Consider the following 15,877-nt stretch of genomic DNA (forward strand, 5'->3'; position numbering starts at 1 on the left):
CTACGCATCGTCGCCTTGGTGAGCCGTTACCCCACCAACTAGCTAATGCGCCGCGGGTCCATCCATAAGTGGCAGATTGCTCCGCCTTTCCCGATCCGGTCATGCGACCGTTTCGCGTATCCGGTATTAGCATTCGTTTCCGAATGTTATCCCAGTCTTATGGGCAGGTTACCCACGTGTTACTCACCCGTCCGCCGCTAACTTTACCCGAAGGCAAAGTCCGCTCGACTTGCATGTATTAGGCACGCCGCCAGCGTTCGTCCTGAGCCAGGATCAAACTCTCCATGAATGGTGTTTGACTTGTTCATTACTTGTTTTATCGCTTTTCCGTTATTTCTAACGGGGCAGTTTCGCTCGTTGTTCAGTTTTCAAAGAACAATTTGTTTTTCGTTCATCACCGTATTTCTCAGCGGCGACAAGAGATAATATACCATGAACGCCTAATGGATTGCAAGCATTTTTTAAAAGTATTTTATAAAAACAAAATTAATAAGTTTTACATCCCATAATCAAGCTAAAAGCCCTTATAAATCATCCATATTTATAGAGCGTTTATCCTGGAATAAATAATAAAGATCTCGCCAATTTCCAAGGCAAGATCTTTATTGTTAACCCATAACTTCTTTTATATGAAGATGTCTTTCGATGGTCAAGTTGATAATCGTGCCGCCAACAGAAACCCATGGTCTTGTAGGGTGTACGGAATCGCTAAACACAATCTCTCCAACGCGATCATCGCTAAGCTTCACGATGTTGCCATTGTGGAATTGCGTTACCTTCTCCACAAATACCCTGACGTATGCAGGATCCAGCTTTCCGAAGGAATCGCTCTGGATCTGTTCCAGAACGAAATACGGAGAAGCGGCTTTGCGGTAGAAGCGATTTAAAGTCATTGCATGATAGATATCCGCAATGGCGACGATTTTGGCATAAGGATGAATCTTGGTTGAATCGATGGCAAGCGGATAGCCGCTGCCGTCAATACGCTCGTGATGCTGAAGCGCCGTCAGCTTCACTCCCTCGTTTAAAGAGGCAATGTTCTTCAGCAGCTGGTACCCGAATACCGTATGACGCTTCATCTCTTCATTCTCTGCAGTCGTTAAAGCCGATGGTTTTTCCAATATGTCCGCATCAATCTTAACGTTCCCGATATCGTGAAGCAGACCGGCAAGCGCAACCGGCATCCAATCCTTGCGCGGCAGTCCGCACCATTGGGCAATACGATAGGAGGTTAGGCTTACCAGTACACTGTTGTGCAGCAAGTATTCGCGCTCCGAAAATTGTCTCGGCACAAACGTAAGCACTTGATAGCTGCCTTCATACTGCATCATCTTCTCAAGCTGATTCCGGATATCCATTACCGGTATCGGCTGACCGGACCGAATTTCGTTGATAACCCGCTTCAGGACAGCGATCATCTGGTCGTACTCATCGTGCAGCGGAGTAGAAGAGACAGCAGGAGCTGCTGTCTGCGGCTCCTGCTTTACGTTGTCCTGCGTCTTATCCGCTTGATTAGCCGGCTGTTCAATCTGTATCTTGGGAACCATGAACGCCTGCATAATATCCAACTCTCTAGGCGTAACGATGCGCCCCTTCTGCAATAGCACTCCGCCTAGCGGGGTGAGGACATCTTCGCTGATTTTGTCGCCTAACTTCACCTGTGATAAAGCCACTGTTGCCACAACGGTCCCCTCCCGATGTATGCCTATCCTCTATGGTCTGTTTTACTCTTCTGCCGGCTCAGTGCCTGCATTCGGTGCTGTATCTTCCAGTCCTTCGCCTTCTTCAAGCGCCTCGTCAGCTTCTTCGCTGCGTGCTACGCGCGTCACAGTCGACACCGTATCATCCTCACGCGTATTGATCAGCTTGACGCCTTGCGTATTGCGGCCCATTGTCGAAATGCCTTCCATGCTCGTACGGATCAGTGTGCCAAGCGCGGTCATAATCATTAGGTCCTCGTCATTCAGAACAACCTTCAAGCTGACGATTGGTCCGTTCTTGTCAGTAACGTTCAGGGTCTTGATCCCTTTACCGCCCCGGTTCTGGATCCGGTACTCGCTCATTGGCGTACGTTTGCCGTAGCCTTTGGCCGTTACGATAAGCACATCATTCTCCGGATTAACGACATCCATGTCAATGACGGTATCGTCATCGTCCAGCTGAATGCCTTTTACGCCTGTAGCGGAACGTCCCATGGAACGAACATCCTGCTCGGAGAAGCGGATCGACATGCCTTGCGCCGTACCCATTACGATCTCCTGGTTGCCGTCTGTCAGCTTCACGCCGATCAGTTCGTCATCCTCGCGGATCGAAATCGCAATCAGGCCGACCTTCCGTATATTCATATAATCGTCAAGCGGCGTCTTTTTGACGATGCCCTGGCGAGTCGCAAAGAACAGGTAGCTGTCCGCATCGAAGCTTTCTACCGGAATAACCGCATTGATCGTTTCTCCTTGTTCAATCTGAATCAAATTGATAATCGGCGTCCCGCGGGCTGTCCGGCTTAGATCCGGAATCTCGTAAGCCTTCAGTCGGTATACCTTGCCCTTGTTCGTAAAGAACAGCAAGTAATGGTGCGTGTTAGATACGAACAGATGCTCAACGAAATCATGTTCTTTCGTATCCATGCCAACGACGCCTTTACCGCCGCGCTTCTGGCTGCGGTATGTGGTTACCGGAAGACGCTTGATATAGCCGGTATGCGTGATGGAGATGATAACATCCTCGCGAGGAATCAGATCCTCGTCCAGAATCTCCTCGTCGCTCACGGTAATTTCTGTGCGGCGTTCATCGCCGAAACGCTCCTTGATCTCGTCAAGCTCTTCGCTGATGATGTTGAGCACAAGCTGCTCATCGGCCAAGATCGCCTTGTACTCGGCAATCTTCTTCATCAGTTCCGCGTACTCGGCTTCGATCTTGTCGCGTTCCAGACCGGTCAGCCTTTGGAGGCGCATATCAAGAATAGCCTGCGCCTGCTCGTAGCTGAGCGCGAAACGCTCGATCAAGCCTTCGCGGGCGATATCCGCCGTTTGCGAAGCACGGATCAGCGCGATAACTTCGTCCAAATGATCAAGGGCAATACGCAGGCCTTCGAGAATATGGGCCCTTGCTTCCGCTTTTTTCAGATCGTACTCGGTACGACGGCGAATAACTTCGATCTGATGCTGCAAATAGTAATACAGCATTTCGCGAATATTCAACGTCTTAGGCTCGCCGTTAACCAGCGCGAGCATGTTAATCCCGAAGTTGGACTGCATCTGCGTCTGTTTGTACAAGTTGTTCAGCACTACGCTTGGTGTTACGTCGCGGCGAAGCTCGATAACGACCCGCATGCCGTTACGGTCGGACTCATCGCGAAGGTCGGTAATTCCCTCAATTTTTTTCTCGCGGACGAGTTCTGCGATCTTTTCTACGAGACGTGCTTTATTGACTTGATACGGCAGCTCGTAAACGATAATACGGGCTTTGTTACCATTCTCTTCGATCGTTGCGCGAGCGCGCATCGTTACCGTGCCTCGTCCCGTCAGATAAGCCTGACGGATGCCGCTTAGTCCCATAACAATACCGGCCGTCGGGAAATCCGGGCCTTTTACGTAATCAATCAGTTCAACCGGCGTAATCTCCGGATTACGGATCAATGCCTGGATGCCGTCAATAACCTCGGTGAGGTTGTGCGGCGGGATATTGGTTGCCATACCTACCGCGATACCTGTTACCCCGTTAACGAGCAGGTTCGGGAAACGCGACGGCAGAACGGCCGGCTCTTTCTCCTCGCCGTCGTAGTTCGGAACAAAATCAACGGTTTCTTTATTTAAATCGCGGAGCATCTCCATGGCGATTTTCGACAGACGCGCCTCGGTATACCGCATCGCCGCCGCCATATCTCCGTCAATCGAGCCGAAGTTGCCATGCCCGTCCACGAGCATGTACCGCATGGAGAAATCCTGCGCCATCCGTACCATCGCTTCGTAAACCGACGAATCGCCGTGCGGATGGTACTTACCGATTACTTCCCCTACGATCCTCGCAGACTTCTTGTATGGCTTGTCCGAAGACATGCCTAGCTCCGACATTGCGTACAAAATACGACGATGCACCGGCTTAAGACCGTCCCTTACATCCGGCAATGCGCGGCTTACGATAATACTCATCGCATAGTCCATGAATGAATCGCGCATTTCCGTACCGATGTCGCGGTCTTTAATTTGCGAATGCTGTTGTTCTTCCGCCATGTTTTACCTCCCTGACGTCATCAATCTGCAAACCTTGTCAAACATGATAACCATTATATTACTTTCACAAAAAAGGCACGGCTAAACGCCCTGCATCCGTTTCATCTATGAAACCGGCAAATTGCCTAAAAAAATAATGAAAAATAGGCAAATAACTCGTATCTTTTCGTGCCCGGTCCGCCATAAAATAAACAGACCCAAATTACATTATACCACTCATTCCAAAGTCTGTCTTCTTCTTGATGCGCAATCTTCACCGCTTAATACCCGTTCCCAAGGGAAAGGAGCAACAACATTGTCTATTCAATTGGTATACAGCAAATGGGAGAAAACCAACGTACTTCTACACTCGCCAGCTCTCCGTGAATATATACCTTCAACCAAGCTTTTCAACAAGGAAAATCTGCAGCAGATGCTTGCCGAATACGGGATGGTCTACGTCAAGCCGGTAAACGGCACCTTCGGCAAAGGCGTGATGCGCGTAGAACGGCTTAAGCAGGCTGCCAAGGGCTACAAGTATCAACTGAACACCACGATCCGGACTTTTCCTACCCTTGAGCTGCTGCACCAAAGCCTTGTAAAAAGAATTAACGGCAGGCGTTATCTTGTTCAAAGGGGCATCGATCTGCTCCGTCACAAAAAACGGCGCTTCGATATCCGTGTGATGGTACAGCGCAACGAGAATAACCATTGGGAGGCTACCGGCATTATCGGCCGTCTTGCCCATCCTGCCAAGGTAGTGACTAACTACCATAACGGCGGCACCCCGATGTCCTTCGAACGCTTGCTTTCTTCTCATCAATCGCCGACCCAGAAGATGATATACGCCATGCGCCTTAAACAAATCAGCCTGGATATCGCAAAAGAGCTGGAGAAGCACTACCCCGGCATCAAGGAGCTTGGAATCGATATCGCCATTGACCAGCAGCATCGGCCCTGGATTCTTGAAGTAAACACAAAGCCCGATGCCTTTATCTTCCGGAAGCTCGAGGACAAGACGATGTTCCGCAAAATCTATCAGTATGCCGTCTCTTACGGCCGTTACAAAAAGAAATAGCCGCCCGCAAGGACGGCTATATTTTTGTTAAATATCCAGGTTCTTAACGTCTTTCGCAAATTGCTGGATGAAATCACGGCGCGGTTCAACGTTGTCTCCCATCAGCGTGTCGAAAATAACGTCTGCTTCAATCGCGTCTTCGATCGATACCTGAAGCATAGTCCGGCTCTCCGGATCCATCGTTGTCTCCCACAGCTGCGTGGCGTTCATCTCTCCTAGACCTTTATAACGCTGTACGTTTACTTTGGCGCCTTCGCCGAATTCCGCGATAATCTCATCGCGTTCCTTCTCGGACTGCGCGTAACGGATAACCTTATTCCGCTCGATCTTGAAAAGCGGCGGCTGCGCGATATAAATATATCCTGCTTCGATAATCTTCCGCATGTAACGGAAGAAGAAGGTCAGCATCAAAGTCCGGATATGCGCGCCGTCGACGTCGGCATCGGTCATAATAATGACCTTATGGTAACGCGCCTTCGCCAGGTCGAAATCGTCGCCAATGCCTGTGCCAAGCGCTGTAATAATCGCGCGGATCTCGGCATTGCCGAGAATGCGGTCAAGTCTGGCACGCTCAACGTTCAGGATCTTGCCGCGCAGCGGCAGGATCGCCTGGAAATGACGGTCGCGGCCTTGCTTCGCCGATCCGCCGGCGGAGTCGCCTTCGACGATATACAGCTCGCTGATCGAGGCGTCCTTGGAGGAGCAGTCCGCCAGTTTACCTGGCAGGGAGCTTACTTCAAGCGCGCTTTTGCGGCGTGTTAACTCGCGTGCTTTGCGTGCCGCTTCGCGTGCTCTTGCCGCTTGCAGACCCTTTTCAACGATTTTGCGGGAAACCGAAGGATTCTCATCCAGGAACTCCTGCAGCTTCTCGGCAAAGAACGATTCGACAATACCGCGTACTTCGCTGTTGCCAAGCTTCGTCTTCGTTTGCCCTTCGAACTGCGGCTCGGGAATTTTCACCGAAATAATCGCCGTTAAGCCTTCGCGGACGTCATCGCCGGAGAAGTTGGAATCGTTGTCTTTGATTAATCCCGTCTTGCGGGCATAGTCGTTAATAATTCGCGTTAACGCGCTCTTGAAGCCGGATTCGTGCGTACCGCCCTCATGCGTATTGATGTTATTGGCGAACGAATGGATATTCTCGCTGTAACCGTCGTTGTACTGCAGCGATACCTCAACCTGGATATGGTCCTTCGAGCCCTCTACATAGATCGGCTCCTCATGCATGACTTCCTTGTTGCGGTTCAAATGCTTAACGAACTCGATAATGCCGCCGTCGTATTTGAACGTATTCGATGCGCCTGTACGCTCGTCAACCAGTTCAATCTCGAGGCCTTTATTCAGGAATGCCAGCTCGCGGATCCGCGATTGGAGCGTTTCGTATTCGTAAACGGTGGTGTCGGTAAAAATCTCGGGATCCGGTTTGAACTTAACTGTCGTACCGGTCTCATCCGATTCTCCAACAATCTTAACGTCGTACTGCGGTACGCCGCGGCGGTATTCTTGTTGGTAGATATGGCCATGAAGCTTAACGGTAACCGTTACATGCTCGGACAACGCATTAACGACGGATACACCTACACCGTGCAATCCGCCTGATACTTTGTAGCCCTCGCCGCCAAATTTACCGCCTGCGTGAAGAACGGTCATAACGACTTCAAGAGTCGATTTCTTCAGCTTCGCGTTCTCGCCGACCGGAATGCCTCGGCCATTATCGATAACCGTGATGCTGTTGTCCTCGTGGACGCGAACCTGGATTTTCGTGCAATACCCGGCCAGCGCTTCGTCGATACTATTATCGACAACCTCCCACACGAGATGGTGGAGGCCCTTGCCGCTCGTAGAGCCGATGTACATCCCTGGACGCTTCCGTACCGCTTCTAAGCCTTCGAGGACCTGTATCTGACTTTCATCATACGTATTCTGCTGACTCAACTGCTCACTACTCCTCTCATACCTGTTAGCCTAGGCTGCTTCTAGCCATTCGCCGCAAAATGATGGGCCCGTTTCTTCAAAGTAGAGGATGAAATCGGCGAATAATAGATTTTCTGCTTCGTCACAACAATGGATTTGGGCTCTTCTTCACCAATTGTTTCGACATCTTTGCGTTTACGGGCTCCTGCCACAAACTGCTTGGATAGCTTGGAGGATTGCTCTATCGATATATCAAAAATGGCTACCAGCTCGGCAGCCCGGATAATTTTCTCGCCGCCCAAATGGATATACATGTCCTCCGCCTCCCGTTTAAATGCCCGTTATCAGCGCATCACTCGGCCTTCCCGCACATCGTAGATCCCGGCGCCCTGGAGTTTGCTCACATTCACGCTCTCGAGTCCGGTCGTTGTAATAAACGTCTGAACCTTGCTCTGAAACGTCTCGATGAGCTGCGTCTGCCGGTTCTGATCCAGCTCAGACAAGACATCATCAAGCAATAGCAGCGGGTATTCCCCAATTTCCTCGCAGATCAGCTCTATCTCGGCAAGCTTGAGAGACAACGCGGTTGTGCGCTGCTGTCCCTGCGACCCGTACACAGCCGCCTCCTTACCGTTGATAAAGAAAGCCATGTCGTCGCGATGAGGCCCCACGAGCGACATTCCTCTGCGAATCTCCTGATCTTTCACCTGTGATAACTTTAACATAAATTGCTCAAATAAAACAGTTTCATCTTCGGAGGCGCCGCCGTCGAAGGACGGGCGGTACTCAATGGTGAGGCGCTCGCCGCCCGCCGTAATGCCGGAATGAATGTGCTCCGCCCACCGTTGTAATTTATGAATAAAGTGTTTCCTTTTTTTCATAATTTTAACACCGTGCTCGGCAAGCTGCATATTCCAAATATCCAGCATGGCCTGCTGTGAGCCTCCTGGGGAGGCGGTCTTCAGATAATTGTTTCGCTGCGCAAGCACCTTGGTGTATTGCGTCAGGGTATGCAAATAACCGGGCTGTACTTGGCCGATTTCCATATCGAGAAACCGTCTTCGTATGCCCGGCGTTCCTTTTACAATTTCCAGATCCTCTGGCGCAAACATGACGACGTTCAGCGATCCGATGAAATCGCTGAGCTTGCGCTGCTCCAATCCGTTAATCTTTGCCTTCTTGCCTTGCGAGGAATACATCAAATCAAGCTTAACCGTGCCGTAACGCTTCTCCACCTCGCCATGGATGCGGGCCGAATCGGCTTCCCAGCCGATCAGCTCCTTATCCTTGGAAGTGCGGTGCGACTTGGTGAGGGCAAGCGCAAAGATCGCTTCCAGCAAATTCGTCTTCCCCTGCGCGTTAGGTCCGACAAACAAGTTGACCTTATTGTCCGTTTCGAGCTCAAGCTCTTTGTAGTTGCGATAGTTTTGCAATTGAATGCTTTTTAAAAACACGTTCGTTTGTCCTCCCGGCCTGGCCGCTTCTTAAGCATTTATGCCCCGGTCACCGTAAAGACGCCGCAGCCTTCCACTTCAACGCGGTCACCGACGTACAGCTTTCTGCCGCGGCGGTTATCCACAACTCCGTTTACGTGAACTTCGTTTTCCTGCAAGAAAAATTTCGCGTGTCCACCTGTGGATATACAATCAGCCAGTTTTAAACACTGTCCAAGCGTAATGTACTCGTCGCGAATGGCGATTTCCTTCATCACTTGCTCACCTGCCTTTCACCCGTTATTGCATCAGCTTGACTGATCTTAATTCGTTGTTCGATAAGGCAAGATCACATACGTATTGTAGGAATGGTCGGTCGGACGAATAACGATTGGGCTCATTGCCCCGGTAAAGCCGATAAAGATCTGCTCGCTGTCAATGACTTTAAGCACGTCCAGCATATATTTGGAGTTGAACGCAATCTTAAGCGGCTCGCCGTCGAATTGCTTCGCGTCCAGCTGCTCGGTAACACGGCCAAGCTCCGTCGAGCTCGAAGAAATTTCGATCGCGCCGTTATCCAGCGTTGTCAGACGAACGATGTTGGTTTTCTCTTCTCTCGACATCAAATACGCGCGATCGATGGCATCCGTCAAATTTTTCGTATCAAGAACGAGTTCTGTTTTGAACATGCTCGGAATAATTTTAGAAGTATCCGGGTAAGTCCCGTCGAGCACGCGAGTGTAGAACAGGACATTGCCGATCTTGAACAAAACCTGGTTGTCGGCTACGACAATGTCAACGAGCCCGTGCTGATCCGGAACCAGCTTCGACAGCTCGACTAACGTTTTCGCTGCGATTACAACATTGTTGAACCGATAGTCGGCGGCGGTCTCCGCCTGCGCGATACGGCTGGCCAGACGGTGGCGGTCGGTCGCCACAAACTTCAGCTGCTTGTCCTGCAGGCTCCAGAGCACCCCGGTAAGAATAGGTGTCTGCTCATTAACGGAGGCGGCCAGAACCGTCTGGCGGATCATTGCCTTCAGAAGATCGCCAGGCATTTGGAACAGTTCATTTTGCTCGATGGATGGAAGCACGGGGAATTCCTCCGGATCCAGACCAACCATTTGAATATCCGTCGAACCGGAACGGATCAGGGTTTGGAAATGAGCGCCTACTTCAATTTCAACATTGTCAGACGGAAGCTTCTTCACGATTTCGACAAAAAATTTGGCGGGAAGAACGACATTGCCCGGTTTATCCACATTCGCAATAACGAGGTCATCCCGTTCTACAGGGATGAAGCTTTGAATAGATATATCGGTATCACTTGCCGTTAAGGTAACTCCTTGATGGGTAACTTCAATCTTGATGCCGCCGAGAATAGGAATTGTCGGACGGGAAGAAGCCGCTTTTGCAACCTGTTGAATGGCTTCGTTCAGTTCATGTTTGGAAATCGAAAGTTTCATGGTTTCACTCCTAAGTCCGTTTCGGATCGATGGTTGTTGGATTTCGTGGTTTTAAAAAATCGGCGAAGCCGTAATGGGCGTTTTCGCCCTATTTTGATGATGTTTTTTTAAAAAAATATAGTAGTCGTAGTAGTAGGCGGCGTTAATATGTGGATAACCGTCTAAAACACGGATAAAGCAAGCCTATCCACATGTGTATAGCTTGTGCATAGGCTTGCTTGGTTGTTCATATAGAAGTGAATAACTTTTACGTGTGATTTTTGATCTTTTCGGTCAGGTTCTGCAAAATCTTGTACAAGTCCTGGTCTTGCTTGAGCTGCTGCGAAATTTTCTCATGCGCGTGGATGACTGTCGTATGATCACGCCCGCCGAAAGCCTCGCCGATCTTCGGAAGCGAATAATCGGTTAGCTCACGCGAGAGATACATGGCGATTTGCCGCGGATAGGCAACCGCTTTGGTCCGTTTCCGCGCTTTGAACTCCTCGAGACGCAGCCCGTAGAACTCGCCAACCTTTGTCTGGATATCGTTTATGGTAATCATTTTGGGACGGCTGGACGGAATAATATCCTTTAACGCTTCGGCAGCCAGATGGGACGTAATGTCCTGATTAATAAGCGAGGAGTAAGCGACTACGCGGATGAGGGCGCCTTCCAGCTCGCGAATATTCGTATCGATCTGGTTCGCAATGTAGACCATCGCTTCATTCGGAATATCAAGGTTCTCCGCTTTCGCTTTTTTTCGCAAAATCGCGATCCTTGTCTCCAAATCCGGTGCCTGAATATCCGTTATTAATCCCCATTCGAACCGCGAACGCAGTCTTTCCTCCAAAGTCGGAATTTCTTTTGGCGTACGGTCACTGGAGATGACGATTTGCTTCCGCTCTTCATGCAAGGCATTAAAGGTATGGAAGAACTCCTCCTGCGTACCGTCTTTACCGGCCAAAAACTGAATATCGTCAATCAGCAGCACGTCGATATTGCGATATTTGTTGCGGAAGCTCTCGCCTCTATTATCCCGGATCGCATTAATGAACTCGTTCGTGAATTTCTCGGACGAAATGTACATGATCTTCGTGCTTGGATTGTGATCCATGATGTAGTGGCCGATGGCATGCATCAAGTGAGTCTTGCCGAGTCCTACGCCGCCGTATAAAAAGAGCGGATTATAGGCTTTCGCCGGCGCTTCCGCCACGGCAAGCGATGCCGCATGCGCAAAGCGGTTGTTGGCCCCGATGACAAACGTATCAAACGTATATTTCGGGTTAAGCATATGATTGAATGTCTCTTCTTGTATGATTGGTACTTCCGCAGCCTTTGGCAAAGCAGGCGGCGCAAGATCAGCCGGCTTCGCCTCTTCGATCGAAAAGCGTACGTCTACCTGTCTGCCGAGAAACTCAAACAAGGTGTTGCGAATTAATTTGGTATACCGGCCTTCCAGCCATTCAGCCGCAAATGTTGTCGGCGCCGTCACTTCCAGGAGCGAATCGTTCACAAAGGAAGCTTTGGTCGCTTTAAACCAGGTATCGAAACTGGGTTTGCTTAGTTTCGTCTGAATGATTGACAACACTTGCTGCCATAAATCATAGGTATGGCTGTCCACAGACGTCACTCCTTATCAAAAATCGCCGAATAGGCGCAATTAAGCCAAATCATGTCGAATGAATGGTGATTATTACGAAATACCCACAATATGAAGAATAATAGGAACATGAGTTATGAATAGGGGATGAGTTTGTTCACATTGTTATCCACAGGCTGTTGATAAAAGATGCTAAATCGATGAGGTATTCACACCGAAAACATAATAATCATAGCAAAAGATCCCTTGTATTTCAACGAATTGTGAGATTTTATCCACAAATTCAATAGCTTGTGCATAAAAGTTATCTACACCACTACATATTGTTAATATCTTGTTACCATTTCGACAAAGTTCGTCTAAAGTTCCGAAATTTTATGCACATGTTATTAGTTTTCCGACAAGAGTGCTCATTCCATACATTTATCCACAATATTTGGATGGCAGCGGTTTTAATTGACTTTTTGGGCTCGGCGTGGTTTAATAAAAAAAGCGTGTTTCAAAATCAGCTGTTTATAGAGAACAAGCAGATCGGCGCTATGCCGTACTGTTTTGGGTACTTGATATACGGGAGGTGCAGTTCAGATGAGACCTACATTTAAACCGAATGTAAGCAAACGCAGCAAAGTACATGGCTTCCGCAAACGGATGAGCTCGAAAAACGGACGTAAAGTTTTGGCAGCGCGTCGTCAAAAAGGCAGAAAAGTTCTTAGCGCATAAGCAAAAGACCACGTCGGGTGGTCTTTTTTTTTGCCCTGCGGGCGATACTGATAAGTAGGTTCCGCAGGGCAAGCGTACATAAAGGGTTATTAATATGAAGAAAGAACGGTGAGCCTGGTCGTGCAAAGAAAATTGCGTCTGCGTAACCGCGCCGACTTCAATCGGATCTATCGTTACGGCAAATCGTTTGCCAATGGACAGTTTGTTGTGTATTGGTCGAGGCAGCCGGTAGCGGAGCCATTCCGGTTAGGCGTCTCCGCCAGCAAAAAAATCGGTAACGCGGTTGTGCGCAACCGGATGAGGAGAGTTATTAAGGAAATCATCCGCTTGAACGGAGACAAAATCGTGCCGAATACCGATTTTATATTAATAGTAAGAAAACCTGCGGTCGAGATGGAGACGAAGCAGCTGGAGAAGAGCGTTTTCCATGTGCTAAAGAAGGCCGGTTTGCTGAAGAAGGACGCGCGTTATTAGCAATAGTGGCCAGCATTGCCAAGTTGTTTCTTTGTCCTAGTATTTATGGTATAGTTTAGTCAATAAAATAATGCTTAGTATGGAGTGTTCAGAGAGGAGATTTGGTGTTGGTTTTAAAAGGAAACCGCAAGTGGCTGCTCGTACTGGGTATGGTGCTGATGGTTGCTCTGCTATCGGGCTGCGCACCGCATAACGCAACGACGAGTACAGCCGATTTGCAGCACGGCAACTTCTGGGAAAAGAACGTTGTTTATTACTTCGCCCTTACCCTCGACAAGTTCGCAGACTGGTTCAACGGTTCGTATGGACTAGCTATCCTGCTCATTACGATTATTGTTCGTACGGCTATTTTGCCATTAACGCTCAAGCAGTATCGCAGTTCCAAAGCGATGCAGGCGATCCAGCCGCAGATGGCTGAGATTAAGAAGAAATACAAAGACAATCCGCAGAAACAGCAGGAAGAGACCATGAAGCTGTTCCAGGCGAACAAGGTCAATCCTATGGCCGGCTGTTTGCCGCTTCTCGTTCAGATGCCTGTGTTTATGGCGCTTTATAACTCGATCTACTGGAATCCGGAGGTTCGTACGCATGAATTCCTGGGTTTGCAGCTTGGCGAACCGGGACCTTGGTATTTCCTCCCGATCATTGCGGCAGCTACGACATTCGTTCAGTCGAAGATGATGCAGAAGCAGCAAACGCAAACGATGCCGGGCATGGGAGCGATGCTTATGATCTTCCCGGTCCTGATTTTCGTAATGGCGCTCAACTTCCCGTCGGCGCTTCCGCTGTACTGGATATTCAGTAACATTTACACCATTATTCAAAACTACTTCCTGTACGTTCGTTCATCAAACAAGGGTAAGGAGGCCCTCGCGAAATGAAGAAAATCGTAGCATCAGGAAAAACGATTGATGATGCTGTACGGAGCGGTTTGACACACTTAAATGTAACCAAGGATCGCGTCAAGGTGCTTGTCATGGAACAGCCTTCCAAAGGTCTGTTCGGACTCATTGGCGTAAAGGAAGCGAAGGTAGAACTGGAGCTTATTCCCGATCCAACGATTGAAGCAGAGCAATTTCTTCGTGATGTGTCAGAAGCGATGGGACTTACGATCGCTATCGAACGTAAAACAACGAAAGAAGCGACTTATCTGTCCGTTTCGGGCGGAGGAGATATCGGCATGCTGATTGGCCGGCGCGGTCAAACGCTTGACGCGCTGCAGTATTTGGTTAACATTGTGGCAAATCGTTACTCGGACAGCCATCTTCGGATCGTGCTTGATGCGGAGGATTTTCGCGAGCGTCGCCGCAAGACGCTGGAGGAATTATCGGAACGCCTTGCCGGCAGGGTCGTCCGCACGAAGAAAGAGGTCGTGCTGGAGCCGATGTCGTCGCATGAACGCAAAGTGATTCATTCCCAGCTTCAAAACCACCCTAGGGTAAAAACTTACAGCAAGGGCGACGAGCCAAATCGGCGAGTTGTTATTGCTTTAAAGGAAAAGCAGATGTAAAGTTAGATCCATACGTTATTAAATTCGCAGCAATGGCTCTTGTGGTCATTGCTGTTTTTCCATTTGAGAGGTGCATACAAACTGATGGTACACGATACGATTGCGGCGATTTCGACAGCTGTCGGAGAGGGCGGCATTGCCATTATTCGCGTCAGCGGTCCCGATGCAATTGAGGGAACAGCGCGAATATTTCGTTCAAGAACCGATTTGCGGGATGCGGCTACGCATACCGTGCATTACGGTCATATTATAGATCCGAAGAATGGGGAACAGGTGGAAGAGGTTATTGTTACCGTTATGCGCGGTCCCCGTTCGTTCACGGCAGAGGATGTCGTTGAAATTAACGCCCATGGCGGCGTTGTGGCGGTTAAGAAGGTGCTCGATCAGGTGCTCCTGCAGGAAGGTATGCGACTTGCGGAGCCGGGCGAGTTTACGAAGAGAGCTTTCCTGAACGGCCGGATTGATCTGATGCAGGCGGAAGCGGTTATAGACCTCATCCGTTCGAAGTCCGACCGGGCGTTCTCCGTTGCGCGAAAGCAAGCCGAGGGGACTTTGTCGAAGCGGATTAAAGCTCTTCGGCAGACGGTAATCGAGCTGCTTGCTCATATTGAGGTCAATATCGATTATCCCGAGCATGATGTCGAAGATCTGACAAGTGCTTATATCCGCGAACAGAGCGGATCCGCGCTGGAGGAGATCGGCAGGCTGTTAAAAACGGCGAATGAAGGTAAAATATTGCGAGAGGGTATTATGACCGCAATCGTGGGACGCCCGAATGTGGGCAAGTCCTCCTTGCTTAATATGCTGGCACAAGAGAATAAAGCGATTGTGACGGATATTCCCGGTACAACGCGGGATGTTATCGAGGAGTATGTGACGCTTAATCATATTCCCCTTAGACTGCTTGATACGGCGGGAATCCGCGAAACTAGCGATGTCGTGGAACGCATTGGCGTCGAGCGTTCGCATAACGCGCTGGAAGAAGCGGATTTGATCTTGTTTGTGCTTAACAATAATGAGCCTATTCACGAGGATGACCGTGCGCTCCTGGAGAAGGTGAAGGACCGCCAGCTTATTCTTATTATTAATAAATCGGATTTGGAATCGAAGCTCGAGATGGCCGAGATTGAAGCATTAATCGATGAGGAGCGGATTGTCCGCATGTCGGTGCGCGAAGAGGAAGGACTTGACCGGCTCGAGAAGGCGATCAGCAAGTTGTTCTTCGAAGGTCAGCTCGACTCCGGAGATTTGACATATGTCAGCAACGTTCGGCATATTTCGTTGCTGAAGCGGGCGCAGCAGTCGCTTACGGATGCCATCGATGCGTCGAATGCAGGCATTCCGATTGACTTGATCCAGATCGATGTGCGTTCCGCATGGGAATCGCTTGGCGAAATATTAGGCGATGAGGTTGGCGATTCGTTAATCGACCAGATCTTCTCGCAGTTCTGCTTAGGCAAATAAAGTTTAACGATAACGACCGGCAGGGTTA

14 protein-coding genes and 1 rRNA gene are annotated in these 15,877 nt (G+C 49.5%); 6 read left to right on the forward strand and 9 right to left on the reverse strand.

The window, feature by feature from the left end:
* The 3 genes from EV294_RS14795 to gyrA all read right to left on the reverse strand — a co-directional run.
* A 16S ribosomal RNA gene (locus EV294_RS14795) occupies positions 1-289 on the reverse strand; the annotation flags it as partial.
* A gap of 319 nt (positions 290-608) precedes the next feature.
* On the reverse strand, positions 609-1,682 hold the full coding sequence (locus EV294_RS14800; RefSeq protein ID WP_132308051.1) for an HD-GYP domain-containing protein: 1,074 nt from the start codon (positions 1,680-1,682) through the stop codon (positions 609-611).
* Positions 1,683-1,724: 42 nt separating this feature from the next.
* A complete protein-coding gene (gene gyrA / locus EV294_RS14805) occupies positions 1,725-4,232 on the reverse strand; it encodes a DNA gyrase subunit A (protein WP_132308053.1) in 2,508 nt (835 codons plus the stop codon).
* A 295-nt stretch (positions 4,233-4,527) separates the two neighbouring features.
* Here gyrA and EV294_RS14810 point away from each other — a divergent pair, with 295 nt between their 5' ends.
* Positions 4,528-5,289 carry a YheC/YheD family protein gene (locus tag EV294_RS14810; RefSeq protein ID WP_132308055.1) on the forward strand — a complete coding sequence of 254 codons (762 nt, stop codon included), beginning with the start codon at positions 4,528-4,530 and terminating at the stop codon, positions 5,287-5,289.
* Between the two features lie 27 nt (positions 5,290-5,316).
* Here the strand turns inward: EV294_RS14810 and gyrB are convergent, their stop codons facing one another.
* The 6 genes from gyrB to dnaA all read right to left on the reverse strand — a co-directional run bounded on the left by gyrB (position 5,317) and on the right by dnaA (position 11,702).
* Entirely contained in the window at positions 5,317-7,224 is a 1,908-nt protein-coding gene (gene gyrB, locus EV294_RS14815; protein ID WP_132308057.1) for a DNA topoisomerase (ATP-hydrolyzing) subunit B, read from the reverse strand.
* Positions 7,225-7,265: 41 nt separating this feature from the next.
* Positions 7,266-7,517: an extracellular matrix regulator RemB gene (remB, locus tag EV294_RS14820; protein WP_012772007.1), complete on the reverse strand. Its 252-nt coding sequence runs from the start codon at positions 7,515-7,517 to the stop codon at positions 7,266-7,268.
* Between the two features lie 30 nt (positions 7,518-7,547).
* Entirely contained in the window at positions 7,548-8,657 is a 1,110-nt protein-coding gene (recF, locus tag EV294_RS14825; protein WP_132308059.1) for a DNA replication/repair protein RecF, read from the reverse strand.
* Positions 8,658-8,695: 38 nt separating this feature from the next.
* Positions 8,696-8,911: a S4 domain-containing protein YaaA gene (gene yaaA / locus EV294_RS14830; RefSeq protein WP_132308927.1), complete on the reverse strand. Its 216-nt coding sequence runs from the start codon at positions 8,909-8,911 to the stop codon at positions 8,696-8,698.
* 48 nt (positions 8,912-8,959) lie between these two features.
* Entirely contained in the window at positions 8,960-10,102 is a 1,143-nt protein-coding gene (gene dnaN / locus EV294_RS14835) for a DNA polymerase III subunit beta (protein WP_132308061.1), read from the reverse strand.
* Positions 10,103-10,349: 247 nt separating this feature from the next.
* Entirely contained in the window at positions 10,350-11,702 is a 1,353-nt protein-coding gene (gene dnaA, locus EV294_RS14840) for a chromosomal replication initiator protein DnaA (RefSeq protein WP_132308063.1), read from the reverse strand.
* A 564-nt stretch (positions 11,703-12,266) separates the two neighbouring features.
* Between dnaA and rpmH the strand changes: the two genes are divergently transcribed.
* From rpmH to mnmE, 5 genes are all read left to right on the forward strand, one after another.
* Positions 12,267-12,401 (forward strand): 50S ribosomal protein L34, encoded by a 135-nt coding sequence (rpmH, locus tag EV294_RS14845; RefSeq protein WP_015847830.1) that lies wholly within the window; start codon positions 12,267-12,269, stop codon positions 12,399-12,401.
* 120 nt (positions 12,402-12,521) lie between these two features.
* Positions 12,522-12,875, forward strand: a complete 354-nt coding sequence (gene rnpA / locus EV294_RS14850; RefSeq protein WP_132308065.1) for a ribonuclease P protein component — start codon at positions 12,522-12,524, stop codon at positions 12,873-12,875.
* Between the two features lie 104 nt (positions 12,876-12,979).
* Entirely contained in the window at positions 12,980-13,756 is a 777-nt protein-coding gene (locus tag EV294_RS14855; RefSeq protein ID WP_132308067.1) for a YidC/Oxa1 family membrane protein insertase, read from the forward strand.
* Positions 13,753-14,385 carry an RNA-binding cell elongation regulator Jag/EloR gene (gene jag / locus EV294_RS14860; protein ID WP_132308069.1) on the forward strand — a complete coding sequence of 211 codons (633 nt, stop codon included), beginning with the start codon at positions 13,753-13,755 and terminating at the stop codon, positions 14,383-14,385. The genes EV294_RS14855 and jag overlap by 4 nt, the downstream gene beginning before the upstream one ends.
* Before the next feature lie 84 nt (positions 14,386-14,469).
* Positions 14,470-15,849: a tRNA uridine-5-carboxymethylaminomethyl(34) synthesis GTPase MnmE gene (gene mnmE, locus EV294_RS14865; RefSeq protein ID WP_132308071.1), complete on the forward strand. Its 1,380-nt coding sequence runs from the start codon at positions 14,470-14,472 to the stop codon at positions 15,847-15,849.
* Positions 15,850-15,877 lie beyond the last annotated feature (28 nt).

Source organism: Paenibacillus sp. BK033 (genome assembly GCF_004345425.1).
GTDB lineage: Bacteria > Bacillota > Bacilli > Paenibacillales > Paenibacillaceae > Pristimantibacillus.

Excerpts from the sequence above, each read along its gene's own strand:
- remB (WP_012772007.1), bottom strand. The coding sequence starts at position 7,517 with ATGTATATCCATTTGGGCGGCGAGAAAATTATCCGGGCTGCCGAGCTG.
- mnmE (WP_132308071.1), top strand. The coding sequence starts at position 14,470 with ATGGTACACGATACGATTGCGGCGATTTCGACAGCTGTCGGAGAGGGC.
- rpmH (WP_015847830.1), top strand. The coding sequence starts at position 12,267 with ATGAGACCTACATTTAAACCGAATGTAAGCAAACGCAGCAAAGTACAT.
- yaaA (WP_132308927.1), bottom strand. The coding sequence starts at position 8,911 with ATGAAGGAAATCGCCATTCGCGACGAGTACATTACGCTTGGACAGTGT.
- jag (WP_132308069.1), top strand. The coding sequence starts at position 13,753 with ATGAAGAAAATCGTAGCATCAGGAAAAACGATTGATGATGCTGTACGG.
- gyrA (WP_132308053.1), bottom strand. The coding sequence starts at position 4,232 with ATGGCGGAAGAACAACAGCATTCGCAAATTAAAGACCGCGACATCGGT.
- dnaN (WP_132308061.1), bottom strand. The coding sequence starts at position 10,102 with ATGAAACTTTCGATTTCCAAACATGAACTGAACGAAGCCATTCAACAG.